Source organism: Peribacillus sp. NPDC056705 (assembly GCF_043656335.1).
The window spans coordinates 1-16214 of record NZ_JBHTYI010000006.1 but is presented as its reverse complement, the minus strand read 5'-3'; the positions used below and the strand labels follow the sequence as shown (position 1 = coordinate 16214).

The following is a 16214-nucleotide window of genomic DNA, read 5'->3' as shown; positions in this document are numbered from 1 at the left end:
ATGAATCGAGAGCTGGAAAAGCGCTTAATATCGATACGGCGCCATTTACATCAATATCCTGAGTTATCAAATGAAGAATTTGAAACGACAAAATCGATACAAACGTGGCTCGAGGAAGAGGGCATTGAGATCCGTCATACAGGATTGAAAACAGGTGTTTTTGCAGATATAAAGGGCGGCAAGCCCGGACCGACAGTCGCCATAAGGGCGGATATCGATGCGCTTCCGATTGAGGAACGAACCGGGCTTCCATTTGCTTCGAAAGTAAAAGGAGTGATGCATGCTTGCGGCCATGATTTTCATACTGCAGCTGCAATAGGTGCTGCCTACCTTTTAAAAGAATATCAATCAGAGTTGTGCGGGACAGTGCGATTGCTTTTTCAACCTGCAGAAGAATTAGGTGGCGGAGCGGAGCATGTGATAAAAGATGGTCAAATTGACGATGTAGCGGCTGTAATTGGCCTGCACAATAAACCCAATTTGCCTGTCGGCACCATTGGGATAAAAGAAGGACCGTTAATGGCGGCGGTGGACCGTTTTCATATTGTCCTTCAAGGGAAGGGGAGCCACGCGGCTATCCCTCAAAACGGAAAAGATCCAATAGCGGCAGCGGCTCAGCTTATTACCGCTCTTCAAACTATCGTCAGCCGGAATGTATCCCCATTAGAGAGTGCTGTGGTGAGTGTTACGAGAATAACAGGTGGAAACACTTGGAATGTAATTCCGGGTGACGTAATACTGGAAGGAACGATTCGAACCTTTGAATCTACAATTCGCGAAGAAGTAAAGGATAGGTTTTATTCGATTGTGAATCATATTGCAGCTGCTTTTTCACAGGAAGCTGAGGTTGGTTGGTTTCCTGGACCGCCCGCGCTTCTTAATCATCCGGCAGTCACAGAGATGGCACGCAGGTCTGCTTTGGAGCAATCATTACATGTAATCAATCCTGAACCTTCAATGGGTGGTGAAGATTTCGCCTATTACCTTCAACATATCCCCGGTACCTTTGCCTTTTTTGGTACAAACGGAAACGAAGATTGGCATCATCCAGCTTTTACTGTTGATGAAAAATCCATTATTAAAGCCGCTCATTTTTTATCTGAAAGTGCCAAGGATTTATTATATAACCATGGTAAGTGGTGAACATATTTGACTTAGGTGCCAGACACGATTTCGTGCTAGCACCTTTGTTGTTATAATTCCAAAGGCTTCATTCCAACTTGATTTCAAGCATAGTCATGATGCGATCATTCCCCCCAATTTTATCTACCACACATAGCCACTCTTCATTCTTTCATTCCAGCTTATCATAGACTCCTCTCTCCTTTTCTCTTCCTCTCATTGATGAATCCTATTCTGATAGCGGTAAGAAGAAAAACATGATAGGAGAGAGCTTGGTTAATTATTAGGCAAAGGCATTCCAAATTCATAAGCAATTGATAGAATTTTTTTATCAATTAAATAAATTTTTCTATCAAATAAGGTGTTGTCAAGTGCTTGTTTACAATGTTAGGATGAATTTCAATTACATTAAAACAACTAATTCGATTTGTTAACTCGGTATTAATGATTGGAGAGAAAGTCATATGAGTTTTAAGCTTGGAATATTAGATCAAAGCCCCATTTTTCCTGGGAATTCGGCAGTTGATGCACTTAAGCAAACCGTAAACCTAGCTCAAAAAGCTGAAGAATGGGGATATACCCGTTTTTGGGTATCGGAACATCATCATATGGAACAAGTTGCTGGATCTTCACCGGAAGTATTAATTTCTTATTTATTATCGAAAACCACATCCATTCGTGTAGGTTCGGGAGGTATCATGCTTCAGCACTACAGCCCTTATAAAGTCGCTGAAAATTTTCATGTTTTATCCACTCTTGCCCCGGGCAGGGTAGATCTTGGCATTGGTAAAGCACCAGGTGGATTTCCTTTATCTACAAAGGCGTTACAATTTGGAACTGTGAATGATGGAAAAGATTTCGGGGAACGTGCATCCTTATTGCAAAAGATAATTGAAAATTCAATCGATGATGATCACTTGCTCTCTGGTATTCAAGCAACACCGATACCGCCTGAAAAGCCAGAAACCTTTCTGCTTGGTGCAAGTTCAGACAGCGCTCAACTAGCCGCTAACCTCAGAATGGATTTTGTATTCGCCAGATTTATTAATAGTGATGATACCATCCTGTATGAAGCGTCTTCTGCTTACCGAAGCAAGTACCCAGAAGGTCGCTTTATCGTATCAGTAGCGGTTGTGGCAGCTCCTACCCAACAAAAAGCAGAGGAGCTGGCAAGCGAGCACAAACTATTTAAAGTTCATCTACAAAGTGGCCGGACGCTGACAGTTCAATCACGTGAGCAGGCTGAGTCATTTGAGAAGCAGGCTGGTGAAGCTTACGAAATAGAAGAGCAGACCGCAAGTGTTATTGCTGGGACTCCAGGATATGTTAACGGGATTTTAAAGGAACTTCAGAAAGTTTTTCAAGTGGATGAATTTATTTTGCATACACCGCTTCGAAAAGAAACAGAACGGATCCAATCCTTCCAGTTGTTGAGTCCGCTTCTCTTAGGGGAAGAGACTATCATATAGAAGGAAAAGAAACGATCCAGAGGGCATGAAGCAGCTGATAAATATTTGTTATTCCAATTTAAAGGATAAAAAAAGGAGCGAGAAACATTGAAGAAAATTAAATGGCTGTCCGTAACGGTTTTAACAGTAGTATTGCTGATATTGGGTGCTTGTGGAAGTAATGAGCAAACATCATCGGAGAGTAAAGGAGACAAGGATGAGGAAGTGACTTTGAAAATTAGTGCAGCCTCAATACCACATGCAGAAATTTTAGAGTTTATTGCACCGGATTTAGAAAAACAAGGCGTGAAACTGGATGTAGTGATATCTACGGATGGTATTCAAACGAATCAACAAACAGCAGACAAAGAATTGGATGCAAACTTCTTTCAACATACCCCTTACTTAGAGCAAGTAAATAAAGATAGTGGTCTGAATTTGGTTAATGTGAAGGGTGTACATATTGAACCATTTGGTGTCTATTCCAAAAAAATTAAGTCTATAGGTGAATTGTCAGACGGAGCGAAAGTAGCCGTACCGAAAGATCCAGTAAACTTTTCACGATCGTTACAGCTTTTTGCGGCAAATAATATCATTGAGCTGGATGGTTCCAAGTCAGGGGATTATACGATTGAGGACATTACAAAAAATGCTAAAAAAATAGAATTCATTCCAGTCGATTCCCCTCTTTTAGTTCACTCGCTAGATGATGTGGAAGCATCGGCCATTAACACAAACTATGCTTTGGAAGGAGGGTTAAAACCTCTCGATGATGCACTGATAATTGAAGGGAAGGATTCACCATATGTTAACATTTTAGTTGCTCGTCCAGACAATAAGGACGATAAAGCGATCCAAAAGCTTGCGAATGCACTAACGACGGAAAAGGTCAAAGAATTTATTTTAGATCAATATGAAGGAGCCGTCGTGCCCGCGTTTTAAGGGTGGCTTCTATACCAAGCTAATTAAAAAGAGGAGGTGGCCACTTTGATAGAATTTCGTCGGGTTTCAAAAGTTTTTGATGACGGGGAGAAGAAAATTGAAGCGTTAAAGGAGATTAATATAACCGTTGAAAAAGGGGATATATTCGGGGTTATCGGTTTTAGTGGGGCCGGAAAAAGTACACTTATCCGAACTGTGAATCTACTGGAATATCCTACTTCAGGTGAAGTGATTGTAGAAGGAAAAAACCTTGCCAAGATGTCTGAAAAAGATTTGCGTGAAGCTAAGAAAAATATTGGCATGATTTTTCAGCATTTTAATTTACTTAATTCCAAAACAGTCTTTGATAATGTGGCGATGCCATTATTGTTAAGTAAAAAAAAGAAAAAAGAGATTGAAGAACGAGTTAATGAGATTCTCCGCTTTGTTGGTCTAGAAGACAAAGCAATGAACTATCCAAATCAGCTTTCAGGCGGACAAAAGCAGCGTGTCGGGATTGCCCGTGCTTTGGCTACAAACCCCTCGATTTTATTATGTGATGAAGCAACATCGGCATTGGATCCACAAACAACAAAATCAATTTTGAATTTGTTGAAACGGATAAATGATGAATATAAAATTACCATTCTAATTATCACGCACGAAATGGAAGTGATTAAAGAAATTTGTAATCGGGTTGCAGTGATGGAGGATGGTAGCGTGATTGAATCAGGGAATGTGATCGATATCTTTGCCCGTCCACGAACAGAAACAACACGTAACTTCATTCGATCGGTTGTTCGAGATGAAGTGCCATCAAGTGTTTATGGATTGCTCAATGAGGATGCCTATTTCAGCCGTATTTTTAAAATTGATTTTTTGGGATTGAGATCTGGGCAGTCAATCGTTTCAAGAACAGCGAAGAGGTTTAATGTGGAAATAAACGTTCTGTTCGGCAATATTACTGAGTTACAAGGCATCCCATTTGGTAATTTAATTGTTGAAATAATAGGAAATGATGATGAAATTGTTCGGGCATTACAGTTTATAAAGAATCAAAAGGTTGAAGTGAAGGAGGTTACGAAGGATGGAAGTAAACAAAGAGCTCATTTTAAACGCCTTGTGGGAAACGCTGTACATGGTTAGTATTTCACTTTTTTTTGGAAGCATCATCGGAATATTCTTAGGCATTTTATTGGTTGTAACAAGAAAAGGTCATATTTATGAAAATAGATTTATTTTTTCTATCGTGAATCCGATTGTAAACATTTTCCGGTCGATTCCGTTTATTATCTTGCTTGTGGCGATTATCCCATTTACAAGACTAATTGTTGGTACGTCGATTGGTACCACAGCAGCAATTGTACCACTCGTGCTTCATATTGGCCCATATATTTCAAGACTAGTAGAGAATTCGCTATTGGAAGTGGATGAAGGCATTATTGAAGCAGCGAAAGCAATGGGAGCAACACCATTACAAATTATTTTCAGGTTTTTAATGCCTGAGGCTTTTGCGTCGTTAATTCTGAGTATAACAACTGCAACAATTGGTTTAGTGGGCGCTACAGCTATGGCAGGAGCTATAGGTGGCGGTGGACTTGGAGATGTAGCGATAACATATGGCTATCAACGCTTTAGCACCATTACTATATTCGTCACCGTTGTAATTCTAGTAATTGTAGTTCAGGGAGTTCAAAGTTTAGGAAATATGTTCGAACGAAAAATTAGAAGGGTGTAGGGCGGTAGTATACAGAGGGAGAGTGGAATGAATGATGAAAAAATATATTTTACCTATACTGCTTATCTTGGGGGTGTTATTGGCAGGGTGCTCAAGTGATTCAACGAATGCAGGAGGGAAACAAACGAAAGTGAAGGTCGGAATTAGAAATTCTGAACTTCGAACATGGGAGTTTTTAAAGGAACAGGCTGAAAAAGAAGGGGTGGAAATTGAAATTGTTAATTTCTCATCGGCTTATGATCCGAATGCAGCGCTAGCAGAAGGGGATATTGACATCAACGCATTTCAACATGTTGCCTATTTAGATTCATTTAATGCGAAAAACGATACAGACATCGTTCCAATTGGGACTACAATTATTGCTCCTCTTGGTTTGTATTCAAGTAAATATAAATCGGTGGAAGAGATTCCAAATGGTGCACAAATTGCTGTGCCTAATGACCAGGCTAACTGGGGGAGAGCTTTATTGTTATTACAAGAAGCTAAACTCTTAAAGGTTGTTGATGACTTTGACGGGAATGGTGGACAGGACAAAATAAAGGAAAATCCGAAGAAAATCAAAATTGTTCCTGTCGATGGTGCAAGTGCCCCACGTGTGATGGAAGATACAGCTGGTTCGGTGATTAATAATGGAGTTGCGGTAGAAGCGGGACTAAATTTAAAAGATGCTCTTATTTATGAAAGTAGTACTGCAAAGCCATATATTAATATTATAGCGGCCAGGAGTGAAGATCAAGACAATGAAGTTTTCCGAAAACTAGTTGATCTCTATCAATCAGAGAAAACGGCTAAGTTTATTGAAGAGACCTATAATGGAAACTATATTCCAACATTCATTACCTTGAAAGAATTGAGCAGTTATAAGGAGATATATTCTAATGAATAAGGAGAGATTAGAATGGCTCAAGACAGACAGATGAAGTTAGCTGCTTACTTGATTGGAACAGGCATGCATGTTGCGTCATGGAGGCATCCGGCATCAAATCCGAATGCAAGTATCGATGTAAAAGCTTTGCAAAGACTCTCAAAAATTGCTGAGAAAGGGAAATTTGATCTTGCCTTTGTGGCAGATAGTTTGGCCATTAATCATGAATCACATCCTCAAATACTTAATCGGTTTGATCCGATTGTACTTATTACAGCATTAGCTGCTGCGACAGAAAAAATTGGCATTGGTGCCACAGCTTCTACAACGTACAGTGAACCTTATGTACTCGCTCGCCAATTTGCTTCTGTTGACCATATAAGCGGCGGACGGGTGGGCTGGAATGTTGTTACGACAGCTGATGCGACCGGAGAAACGGCCTTGAATTTCAGTCGCGATAAACATTGGGGGCACGATCATCGTTATGAACGAGCGGAGGAGTTCATCGATGTTGTCCAAGGATTATGGGATTCGTGGGAAGATGATGCGTTTGTGCATAACAAAGAAACAGGACATTTTTTTGATCCTGATAAAGTACATGAGCTTCGGTATAAAGGGAACTATTTTTCAGTTAAAGGTCCGTTGAATATTGCACGCTCGGCGCAGGGACAGCCGGTTATTATTCAAGCGGGTGCGTCAATACCAGGGCAGCGATTAGCCGCTCGAACAGCCGAAGTCGTTTTCACTCATTGGGATAACATTGAAGAGTCGAAACGATATTATCAAGAATTAAAATCGTCTTTAACGGATTTTGGAAGAAGCGGGGAAGAGCTCCACATCCTTCACGGAATTTCCCCTATTATCGGAGAAACCGAAGAAATAGCCATTCAAAAATACAATAAACTCCAAAGTCTCGTTGACCCTTATGAGAGTTTGAAATTCGTTTCTGGTTATATGGGCAACGTGGATTTTTCAAAATATTCTTTAGATACACCAGCGAAGGATGTTGAGTTTCCATCAGTAAATAGCATACAAAGTAATTTTAATGAAATGAAGAAAATTATTGATGAAGAAGACATAAAAGTCGGTGAATTATATGCGAGATTTTTCAGCCCTGCCAGACGAGATAGATTTGTCGGTACACCAGCTCAAGTAGCTGATGAAATGGAGGTATGGTTTACTGAAAAAGCTGCCGATGGTTTTATGCTTCAATTTCCACTGTTACCAGGCGACTTAGAGGATTTCGTCGAGATGGTGGTTCCAATTTTACAGGAGAGAGGTTTGTTCCGTTTGGACTACGAAGGAGACACTCTCCGCGATCATCTTGGATTAAAGAATCCAATAAATCGCTTTGTTAACGAAGAAATAACAAATTAAATGGAATAGGGGATTAAATTACTCGCATTTTCATTAGAATCCATCAAATAAAGTCATATATAAGGGAAGGACTAAGGAAAGAGGGAATATGGAGAAATCCTAGTCCCTTTTCTTTTCCTATCCATATACATAAATGTCTCTTGTTTATAGAAGGGAAATATCAACAGCTGCTAAAACTAAAAAGTTAATTTCAGCCCTTTCCTGCTTGGAATCCTGGATATTTGGTCATTCCGCCATCAGCATATATGGTCATTCCCGTTACGTAGCTAGATTCTGCGGACGCTAGCCAAGCGGCACAAGCGGCAATTTGTTCTGGTTTTCCGATGTATCCCATCGGTATCAGGTCGATGACTTCTTGTTTAGCTTTTGGGTCATTGAATTTTTTTGCATTGATGGGTGTGTCGATTGCGCCAGGTGAAATATTATTAATACGAATCCCTTTGGGGGCATATTCAAGTGCAAGGGTTTCAGTCATCATCTTCACTCCGCCCTTACTTGCTGCATAGTGGACAAAATGAGGCCAAGGTATCCGGTCATGAACGGATGACATGTTAATGATATTGCCCTTGATACCATGATCGAGCATGTAACTGATTGCTTCCCTGCTTGCCAGGAACATCCCTGTTAAATTTACATCGATGACTTTCTGCCAATCTTCCAGAGTTAATTTTTCGCTGGGCACTTCATTTTCAATACCAGCATTGTTGATCATGATGTCGATCGTACCAAAGGTGTCCGCAGCGAATGAAAGCAATTTCTTCACATCAGCTTCCTTTGAAACGTCGCCTTGAATGGCTGCGGCTTTCCCGCCTGCTGCTTCAATCGTTTTGATGATTTCCTCATGGTCGCCATTTTCAGTGTGATAATTTAATACGACATGTGCTTTTTCTTTCCCGAACCTTTCGGCCATGGCTTTTCCTAACCCTTTTGCCGCCCCAGTAATGACTACCACTTTTTTCTCTAAATCTTCATACATCATTCATCGCCCCTTTGACTATTCTTTTGTAAAGCCGATCATGACTCCGCCAGCAATTACGAGTACACACCCGATGATGACGAAGGCCATTTGCTTTTTGGATTTTTTCTCTCCTAAAAGAAAGATGCCTCCTAAAGTGGAAATGACGATTCCCATTTGGGAAAATGAGAATGAGATGGCAACGCCCACTTTTGGATTAGCGAGCAGGAGACCGATATTACCGACTGCCCACATCAATCCGGTTAGAATATTCCGCCTAGCATACTTATTAAACGGTTTATGTTTGATGGAAAGGAGCAGGGCAGCCAGGAACATGCCGATTGCTTGCGGCAGGATCGCCGACCATCCGTCAACTTCATTCCATCTGACAACAATGACATATGTAACATAACCCACCGTTGAAATGGCAAGGTGAAGAACCCCTTTTTTCATGCTTCCTGCTTTTTTGTTATCACCATCGCCGGAGCTCGTCAGCAAGACACCTGTAATCAAACAGATTATTGCAACAATGCCGATAATGACTGTCATCCTGTCATTCCATTCCCTGAAAATGATAACCGCAAAAAATGCATTTCCTAGAATTTGCAGTCCTGTTGAGATTGGAACGGTTTTCGATACCCCGATTTCCTTGACGCTATTGAATTGAAATAACTGCCCGAATGCCCAGCCTATCCCGGAAATGATGCCGACAATCCACACTAGACTGCTCCATTCCGGCGGATTGATGAAAGACATCATGATGGCGAACAGTAATGAACCGATTGTAATGCCAAGTGTTTGATTATAAGAGTTGCCCCCGAGTTTTTCGGAAACAAGCACTAAGCTGCCCCATGTCAATGCAGGGAGTAGTGCAAAGAGAAAACCTTCCACAAAATTTCATCTCCTAAACTAAAAAACAATGATTTAATGAATATATAATAGGTATTTAGCAAGCTATTGAATGTATTTAGAGTTTTCCCTTTACACGGGAAAGAAAAACATGGTTTTAATTTACCAATTTGTCATTTTATTTTTCAGTGTGGAAACAATGAAATAATAAGTGTTTTATGGTACTTTAAATGTAAAAATAGTTAGGAGAAATAGTATGACGACACTGAATGAATGGTTCGAAAAGGGGATTCCTGCTAAAGAATTTGTAGCTTCGATGAAAGTTCATAAAGAAAACTTACAATCGATTCGGGAAGGTTTTACCATTTCTACAGAGGACCAAGGTTTTTTTGATGAATTAAAGAAGAAGGAACTTCGAGCCATTGTCATTACTGAAGACTGGTGCGGGGACGCGATGATGAATATTCCTATATTGTTGAATATATCTGAAGCGGCAAATATTGAAACTCGCATGGTTTTACGAGATCAAAATCTAGAACTGATGGATCAATACTTAACGAATGGAACAGCGCGTTCGATTCCCATTTTTATATTCATTGATAAGAATGGCGAAGAAAAAGCTGTTTGGGGACCTCGTGCACCAAAGGTACAAGAGTATGTAATGGAGTTGAGGTCTGACCTGCCGGCCAAGGATGATGAGCGTTTCGAGGCAGAGCAAAAGGCAGTTATTAAAAAGATAACTGCAGCTTTTGCTGAAGAAAAGCACTTGTGGGACGAAGTATACAGCAGCATCAAGGAAGCATTGGGGAGCTGCTGACAGCGGGTATGGCACTGTCCAAAAGAGGGTGGTTAAGCCCATTTTAGATTTTCTTCCATGATGTATGGCTGTTTCAAAACGTATACTGCAACCTGATTGGTTGAATATATAGTTACGATTCCTTCTATAAGAATTCACCGTTCTTGAGTCCATGGTTTTGGAACAGCCTTTTCATTTTTTATGATTCTGGAATAATTGTGACACCGATTGTTCGAATAGGAGAGTCTTGTTTAGCACTTTGATTCGTAGCTTTGTAGTATTTTACCATTAAATCGTTCAATTCATTTTGGAAGTTAATAAAGCTTTCATCATCAAGCTTTAGTTCTAAAAGGGAAAAGGTTGAGCCATCTTCCGCGCAGTCTCTTTCTTCTAATTTAGTAAGATAGTTTTGATATTGAGTCATAAGGGATAATTGATAATAAGAAAAATAGTTCACCTTTTTCTCATTAGAAGATTTTTTCCATTCTTCCCCGCTAAGTCGCGCTTCTTCTTCATTTAAAACATAGTATTTTTCAGAAACGGATCTCACTTTTTTTTCTTTTACAATGCGAATGACCCCTGAATCCAACAGAACCTGTATATGTCTATATAATGTTGCTTGGGGTACATCTTTAATGATTTTTAACATTTCCAATGGTGTTAAGCCACTTTCCCTGTTTCTCATTAAAGCTTGGGTAATCTTTATTCTTACAGGATGCATTAAAATTTCAGCTTTATTAATCATCTTCTTCTCCTCACATTGGAAATATAATCTTAAATCAATTTAGTAGGTCATGAATAATAAGTTTAACTCATCATAAATTGTAATGATTGAATCACTTTTATTTAAATAAAAATGACACAGTTCGAAAAATAATATTACAGAAATATTTTTTTGAAGTAAATCATAAGCCTTTTCGAATAAGTGTAAAAAAATAATGTCTATATTTTTATTATTATTCATTGTGATAATATTATCATTATAAATAACAATAAAAACTAAAACAATATTTTATTAAAGAAAAAAACAGGTGCAAAATTCCATTTTTCATGTTATCATTATCGATAATGATAACATTATTTCATTTTCAAAGGAGTGGTATATATGGAATTGCATTATGGATGGAATGAATTGAAAGATATTGATTTCATGTCGATTCTGCCGATTGTTTTACCGGTAATTGCTATTGGGATGATTTTAGTGCTTATAGCATTAATTGATTTATACAGAAATCGAAAGACGAGGAAAAATGTTTTATTGTGGACACTCATCATTATTTTTGCAAATACTATCGGTCCAATTCTGTACTTCGTTATTGGTAGAAAGGACAGTGAAAGAATATGAAATTAGAAATTAAAAATGTTACAAAAAAATTTAAAGAAAAAACAGCGGTCAATAATTTTTCAATGGAACTGCAATCAGGGGAATGTGTCGGATTGATAGGGCCAAATGGGGCTGGTAAATCGACACTAATAAAAGTGATTTCAGACATAATAGATCCAAGTATGGGAGAAGTATTGCTTGATGGTAAGAAAATTTCAAAAATGAAAAAGGAGATAGGCTATTTACCACAATACCCTAACTTCTTTCAATGGATGACTGCCAAAGAAACCCTCACTTTCATGGGCCAGCTCTCAGGTATCAAGAGGGAAGAATTATTAAGCGGCATTCCTGAGATATTGTCGAAAGTGGGGTTGAGCGGGGAAGAGAATTCCAAGGTGCGGACTTTTTCAGGCGGAATGAAACAAAGGCTTGGAATTGCACAGGCATTGTTACATAAACCGGCATTGATTGTCATGGATGAACCGGTTTCTGCATTGGATCCAATCGGCCGGAGAGAAGTGTTAAACATCATAAAAGAGATAAAGAAAGATACGACAATTTTAATATCGACGCATATATTAAGCGATGCAGAAGAAATATGTGAGAGGTTTGTCATTATAAAAAGCGGTAAAAAAATTGAGGACACAACAATGTCGGAATTATTAAACAGGAATAGCGGAAATAAAATCAATGTCGACATAACCTCTAAAAGTCAAAAATGGATTGAAAACGTTAAAAGCTTGAACTTTGTCAAAGGTGTAGAGGTAATGGGAAATAAATTGAAGATTGAAGTGGAAAATATTGAGTCAAACAAGAATATGTTACTGGCGAATGCTTTGGAGCATAATGTTGATCTTGTAAGGTTCGAAATAGATAACGATACATTGGAAGAGATATTCTTAAAATTGGTGGTGGAAAAATGAATAATTTTGCCGTTTTAGCTAAAAAGGAATTTGTTCAGATGTTACGTGAATATAAAGTGATTTGGCTGCCGCTTGTATTTATATTTTTAGGAATAACTCAACCAGTCGTAAGTTATTATTTACCTTCAATATTAGAGGCACTGGGCGGGGGCCAAGGGATTACCATTGATCCAAGCATGGCTGCCCAAAAAGGCGGCGAAGTTCTTGCTAGTACATTAGGGTCTCAATTCGATCAGTTAGGGGTCATGATCATCATCGTTTCCATGATGGGAGTGGTACAATCCGATAAAGCAAATGGAATGCTGGCTTTCATTCTTACAAGGCCAGTGACGGTTGGATCTTATATAAGCGGGAAAATCATTTCCAATTATCTGTTTGTTGCCTGCAGTGTAGCATTGGGATATTTGGTTTCATATCTGTATGTAGTTTTTTTGTTTACGAGTGTTGATTTTGCGGATTTAGTAGTGGCGTTGCTGTTCTATCTGCTGTGGGTCCTATTTATCGTTTCATTCACGACGATGATCAGTACCATTTTTAATAGTCAGGGTATTATTGCATTAATTTCGATAGTATTTCTCCTCGGCTGTAGAATCATAGTTGGGTTAAGTCCGGTTATAGACAATATGAATCCGGCAAGCATGAGTAAACATGCCATGGAAGTACTGATTTTAGGCACAGTGAATTCACAGGCGATTTGGGGGGCAATAGCGGCACTTGCGTTAACGGCAGTAACGATATTGGTAACGAACATATGGATTTCAAAAAAGAAATTCAATAACGAGTAAGTTGGGGATGGAAATGTGTTAATCATGAAGTGATGGGAGGATGATAACTTTGTTAAGCATCACAGATTTAGAGAAAAGCTACTCGGCCAAGAAGATTTTGAATGGTGTAAATCTAGAAATCAAAAAAGGGGAAATCTTAGGTTTTATAGGGGCAAATGGTGCAGGGAAAACGACGACGCTGAACATTATTACGGGCATTTTAGATTCTGAAAATGGAAAGGTTGAAATAAATGGCCTGACTAAAGAAGACGGCAAAGAATATAAAAAACAATTTTTCTTCATCGCTGATACTATCAATGTTTTTAACAATGTTTCGGGATTTGATTGGATTCGTTTCTTGATGAACCTATATGGAAATGATGACAAAGAACGTTTGGGGAAATATATCAATCGGTTTGGGATGCAGGAGTCCATTAAAAAGCCAATGGGAAGTTATTCTTATGGAATGATGCATAAGGTATCCCTGATAGCGGCCTTTACCATTAATCCCCCGATGATCATTATGGATGAACCGTTAAATGGATTAGATCCAAACGCCGTTTTAGTTTTCAAGGGGTTAATCAAACAATATGTTGAAACGGGCGGTACAGTGTTTTTCTCGACGCATCTGCTGGATGTGGCAGAGAAAATTTGTAATACAGTGGCTATTTTAAAAGAGGGGAAAATCATCCTGCATGATGAAATACAAAATATAATAGGTGAAAGTTCATTAGAATCTACCTTTATGGAGGCTCAGGTATATGAAGGAAAAACTTCAGTTAACTAGATTTTTCATATCTTCCTTCTATAAAATGCCCAAGCAGACAATGTTGCAGGCTGTACTGATAATAGCCGTTTTTTATATGTTTTTGCAGCTGACTGTCGTAAATGCCTTTGTTTATTTTCTTGGAGATACCGAGGTCTTCCTGTTTTATAATGTAACGATTTCCAGCATTCTCGTCTTTGCATTGGTTTGCTATTTGTCCACATCACAAATATTTGCTTATTATGAATTTAAAGTATTGGCGGCTCTGCCACTCACCTATAAAGAAATATCAAGGGCTAAGGTATTAAGTAGCTTATGGGTCCCCATCATCTTATCAATGGCAATCCAGTTGCCAACAATCGGCTTCTTGATAGTCGATCTAAAGTTTATGGAAGCGTTTAAATTATTCATATTTTTACCGATTGTCAATGGTTTGACGGCTTTGCTCCTGCTTTTTATCCTATCGTGCATTAATAGGTATTATTATAGATTCAAAAATAAAGTAGCATACTTACTTGTGAACATTGTTGTCATCCTCATGCTTGCGATTATTTCCATTGTATATTTTGCTGGAAAATCATCAATTGCCCTTTCAAAGGTCATCTCGGAAATAGATTTGAATTCTATTGAAGGTCTAAAAAACTCGTTGCAATTCATAATGGGACATATGTTTGAAACCGCAAATATGAATCCGGTGATTAAATGGATTCTGGATGCCTTTGTATCAAATGAAATAACAGTTCAATTTATAATTATTTATATTTCGATACTAGTAATTGGTTTCCTATTGTATTCATTTATTATAGAAAACATTTCCGTTAATTATTTTAAAAACGGATTATTGGGAAATAACAAAGTGAATATGAAAAACTCAAAGGTTAATATATCAAAAAATCAATGGAGTAACTATTTACAAAGAGAGATATGGATCATTAAGTCTGAAGCATATTTTAAGATGCAAATCGGTTTAGGACTTTTATTGCCGCCGGTCTTTTCGCTTGTCATGTTATTGCTAATTCAGAATGAAGTGTTCCCGAATTATTTGAATATAACGAAAGAGGGAGTCTTTGATAAATACTTTTCATATTCGATCCTTTTCTTGTGTTGTATAAATAATATAAGCGGAACCCCATATTCAAGAGAAGGAAAATATCATTATTTACTGAAAAGTGCCCCTTTTGATGAAAAATATGTTTATTTTTCTAAAGTGATATTTTCATCAATAATAGGGATTATAGCCGTATTGATCAGCTTTATGATATTTGCACTTTTTGGTTATTGGGAAATGGAAACGGCAGTCATGTTATTAATTACTTCTTGTTTAGTGGTTTGCTATAATCTTCTAACACCATTATATGATATGAAAAATCCAAGTATAGAATGGGAGAACCCATCTGCTGCCATTAAGTCAAACCCCAATGTATTAATTAGCCTGCTTTATGGATTGCCATTATTAATCGTGATTACATCCATTCATTTTGGCTTGGTTTGGTTCAGTGTCCAACCCATGATGGGAGCTCTCATAATATTAATGATCGTAATAGCGATCAATTCCGTTTTGATTAATAGGTTGAAATATAATTTATGAAAGTCGTTATATTAGAAAAGTATATAAAGGAAGTACAGAAAATCGGCACTAAATAAATTTAAAAAAGGAGTGTCTTATTATGGGGAAGCACCATGATAGAGATTTTAAAATTTATGCTGCTCGATTAGTATTGGAAGAAGGCAGAAAACCTAGGGAATTGGCTGAAGAACTTAATATCTCGACACCTACATTAAGAAATTGGGTCAATATCTATAAAGAAGCAAATGAAGAAGGCCAAGCGGACTCCAGTATTGGTTTTTCAGGCCTCAGTCAGAAAGAGGAAAAGGATAAAATAATTAAAGATTTACAGGAAGAGAATGAGATATTAAAAAAGGCAATGCACATTTTTACGAAACAGCCCAAATGATTGAACCGCATTTAAGCCATATTATATTTTTCACAAATTATAGTGAAAAATATAATATGGCTTTTTTAATTAGGATTTTTTTCATTTAATGTAACATTTTTTAAATTATTTAATACTAAATTCCCTATGAAAATATTACTAAAGAGGAAAAATAATAAAAATTGGTAAAGTTATTATGTAATGTAGATAATTTACAAATTTTTAATGGACTCGGCAAAATTCTTGTGATAAAGTGTTATCGATAATGATAATAGGTAATAATTAACCCAGAAAATGAAATAATTGTTTAAAAAAAGAAATTTTCAAGGAAAAAAATGGATAAAATTTGCTGATTTTCAGAAAAAGGAGAGGAGGAAAATTATAATTGATTGAATATTTTATGAATAAGAAAAAGATTTATAAATCTTACAT

The 16214-nt window shown here is 37.8% G+C and carries 17 protein-coding genes; 14 read left to right on the top strand and 3 right to left on the bottom strand.

Features of this window, described 5'->3' with window-relative positions; all coding sequences use genetic code 11:
* The 7 genes from ACFRAK_RS09995 to ACFRAK_RS09965 all read left to right on the top strand — a co-directional run bounded on the left by ACFRAK_RS09995 (position 1) and on the right by ACFRAK_RS09965 (position 7471).
* Positions 1-1143 carry an amidohydrolase gene (locus ACFRAK_RS09995; RefSeq protein WP_387705743.1) on the top strand — a complete coding sequence of 381 codons (1143 nt, stop codon included), beginning with the start codon at positions 1-3 and terminating at the stop codon, positions 1141-1143.
* Positions 1144-1586: 443 nt separating this feature from the next.
* Complete coding sequence (locus ACFRAK_RS09990; RefSeq protein WP_387705741.1) at positions 1587-2591, top strand: LLM class flavin-dependent oxidoreductase; 1005 nt, start codon at positions 1587-1589, stop codon at positions 2589-2591.
* A gap of 87 nt (positions 2592-2678) precedes the next feature.
* Positions 2679-3512, top strand: a complete 834-nt coding sequence (locus tag ACFRAK_RS09985) for a MetQ/NlpA family ABC transporter substrate-binding protein (RefSeq protein ID WP_377394956.1) — start codon at positions 2679-2681, stop codon at positions 3510-3512.
* A gap of 45 nt (positions 3513-3557) precedes the next feature.
* A complete protein-coding gene (locus ACFRAK_RS09980; protein ID WP_377394953.1) occupies positions 3558-4637 on the top strand; it encodes a methionine ABC transporter ATP-binding protein in 1080 nt (359 codons plus the stop codon).
* Positions 4579-5229, top strand: a complete 651-nt coding sequence (locus ACFRAK_RS09975; RefSeq protein WP_377394950.1) for a methionine ABC transporter permease — start codon at positions 4579-4581, stop codon at positions 5227-5229. Before ACFRAK_RS09980 ends, ACFRAK_RS09975 begins: the two co-directional genes overlap by 59 nt.
* A 34-nt stretch (positions 5230-5263) precedes the next feature.
* Entirely contained in the window at positions 5264-6115 is an 852-nt protein-coding gene (locus tag ACFRAK_RS09970) for a MetQ/NlpA family ABC transporter substrate-binding protein (protein ID WP_394571743.1), read from the top strand.
* Positions 6116-6127: 12 nt separating this feature from the next.
* Complete coding sequence (locus tag ACFRAK_RS09965) at positions 6128-7471, top strand: LLM class flavin-dependent oxidoreductase (RefSeq protein ID WP_387602053.1); 1344 nt, start codon at positions 6128-6130, stop codon at positions 7469-7471.
* Between the two features lie 190 nt (positions 7472-7661).
* On the opposite strand, the gene ACFRAK_RS09960 is transcribed toward ACFRAK_RS09965, so the two are convergent.
* Both ACFRAK_RS09960 and ACFRAK_RS09955 read right to left on the bottom strand, forming a co-directional pair.
* Positions 7662-8447 (bottom strand): glucose-1-dehydrogenase, encoded by a 786-nt coding sequence (locus tag ACFRAK_RS09960; protein ID WP_377394944.1) that lies wholly within the window; start codon positions 8445-8447, stop codon positions 7662-7664.
* Between the two features lie 18 nt (positions 8448-8465).
* On the bottom strand, positions 8466-9317 hold the full coding sequence (locus ACFRAK_RS09955; protein WP_387705738.1) for a GRP family sugar transporter: 852 nt from the start codon (positions 9315-9317) through the stop codon (positions 8466-8468).
* A 214-nt stretch (positions 9318-9531) separates the two neighbouring features.
* Here ACFRAK_RS09955 and ACFRAK_RS09950 point away from each other — a divergent pair, with 214 nt between their 5' ends.
* A complete protein-coding gene (locus tag ACFRAK_RS09950; protein WP_387602059.1) occupies positions 9532-10092 on the top strand; it encodes a thioredoxin family protein in 561 nt (186 codons plus the stop codon).
* A gap of 178 nt (positions 10093-10270) precedes the next feature.
* Here ACFRAK_RS09950 and ACFRAK_RS09945 read toward each other — a convergent pair whose 3' ends face one another.
* Entirely contained in the window at positions 10271-10816 is a 546-nt protein-coding gene (locus ACFRAK_RS09945; RefSeq protein ID WP_192207813.1) for a helix-turn-helix domain-containing protein, read from the bottom strand.
* 360 nt (positions 10817-11176) lie between these two features.
* Between ACFRAK_RS09945 and ACFRAK_RS09940 the strand changes: the two genes are divergently transcribed.
* The 6 genes from ACFRAK_RS09940 (at position 11177) to ACFRAK_RS09915 (ending at position 15803) form a co-directional block, all read left to right on the top strand.
* The gene (locus ACFRAK_RS09940; RefSeq protein WP_192207814.1) at positions 11177-11416 is read left to right on the top strand and encodes a PLD nuclease N-terminal domain-containing protein; all 240 of its coding nucleotides are present in this window, start codon (positions 11177-11179) and stop codon (positions 11414-11416) included.
* A complete protein-coding gene (locus ACFRAK_RS09935; protein ID WP_260287430.1) occupies positions 11413-12318 on the top strand; it encodes an ABC transporter ATP-binding protein in 906 nt (301 codons plus the stop codon). Before ACFRAK_RS09940 ends, ACFRAK_RS09935 begins: the two co-directional genes overlap by 4 nt.
* Positions 12315-13103 carry an ABC transporter permease gene (locus tag ACFRAK_RS09930; RefSeq protein ID WP_260287429.1) on the top strand — a complete coding sequence of 263 codons (789 nt, stop codon included), beginning with the start codon at positions 12315-12317 and terminating at the stop codon, positions 13101-13103. Before ACFRAK_RS09935 ends, ACFRAK_RS09930 begins: the two co-directional genes overlap by 4 nt.
* A gap of 49 nt (positions 13104-13152) precedes the next feature.
* Positions 13153-13869, top strand: a complete 717-nt coding sequence (locus ACFRAK_RS09925) for an ABC transporter ATP-binding protein (protein WP_387602068.1) — start codon at positions 13153-13155, stop codon at positions 13867-13869.
* The gene (locus ACFRAK_RS09920) at positions 13844-15436 is read left to right on the top strand and encodes a hypothetical protein (RefSeq protein WP_387602071.1); all 1593 of its coding nucleotides are present in this window, start codon (positions 13844-13846) and stop codon (positions 15434-15436) included. The genes ACFRAK_RS09925 and ACFRAK_RS09920 overlap by 26 nt, the downstream gene beginning before the upstream one ends.
* A gap of 79 nt (positions 15437-15515) precedes the next feature.
* Positions 15516-15803 carry a transposase gene (locus ACFRAK_RS09915; RefSeq protein ID WP_260287426.1) on the top strand — a complete coding sequence of 96 codons (288 nt, stop codon included), beginning with the start codon at positions 15516-15518 and terminating at the stop codon, positions 15801-15803.
* Positions 15804-16214: the final 411 nt, after the last annotated feature.

Coding starts and splice junctions, on each gene's coding strand:
- ACFRAK_RS09960 (WP_377394944.1), bottom strand. CDS start 8,447: ATGTATGAAGATTTAGAGAAAAAAGTGGTAGTCATTACTGGGGCGGCA.
- ACFRAK_RS09995 (WP_387705743.1), top strand. CDS start 1: ATGAATCGAGAGCTGGAAAAGCGCTTAATATCGATACGGCGCCATTTA.
- ACFRAK_RS09915 (WP_260287426.1), top strand. CDS start 15,516: ATGGGGAAGCACCATGATAGAGATTTTAAAATTTATGCTGCTCGATTA.
- ACFRAK_RS09945 (WP_192207813.1), bottom strand. CDS start 10,816: ATGATTAATAAAGCTGAAATTTTAATGCATCCTGTAAGAATAAAGATT.
- ACFRAK_RS09965 (WP_387602053.1), top strand. CDS start 6,128: ATGGCTCAAGACAGACAGATGAAGTTAGCTGCTTACTTGATTGGAACA.
- ACFRAK_RS09930 (WP_260287429.1), top strand. CDS start 12,315: ATGAATAATTTTGCCGTTTTAGCTAAAAAGGAATTTGTTCAGATGTTA.
- ACFRAK_RS09920 (WP_387602071.1), top strand. CDS start 13,844: ATGAAGGAAAAACTTCAGTTAACTAGATTTTTCATATCTTCCTTCTAT.
- ACFRAK_RS09975 (WP_377394950.1), top strand. CDS start 4,579: ATGGAAGTAAACAAAGAGCTCATTTTAAACGCCTTGTGGGAAACGCTG.
- ACFRAK_RS09940 (WP_192207814.1), top strand. CDS start 11,177: ATGGAATTGCATTATGGATGGAATGAATTGAAAGATATTGATTTCATG.
- ACFRAK_RS09990 (WP_387705741.1), top strand. CDS start 1,587: ATGAGTTTTAAGCTTGGAATATTAGATCAAAGCCCCATTTTTCCTGGG.
- ACFRAK_RS09935 (WP_260287430.1), top strand. CDS start 11,413: ATGAAATTAGAAATTAAAAATGTTACAAAAAAATTTAAAGAAAAAACA.
- ACFRAK_RS09970 (WP_394571743.1), top strand. CDS start 5,264: ATGAAAAAATATATTTTACCTATACTGCTTATCTTGGGGGTGTTATTG.
- ACFRAK_RS09950 (WP_387602059.1), top strand. CDS start 9,532: ATGACGACACTGAATGAATGGTTCGAAAAGGGGATTCCTGCTAAAGAA.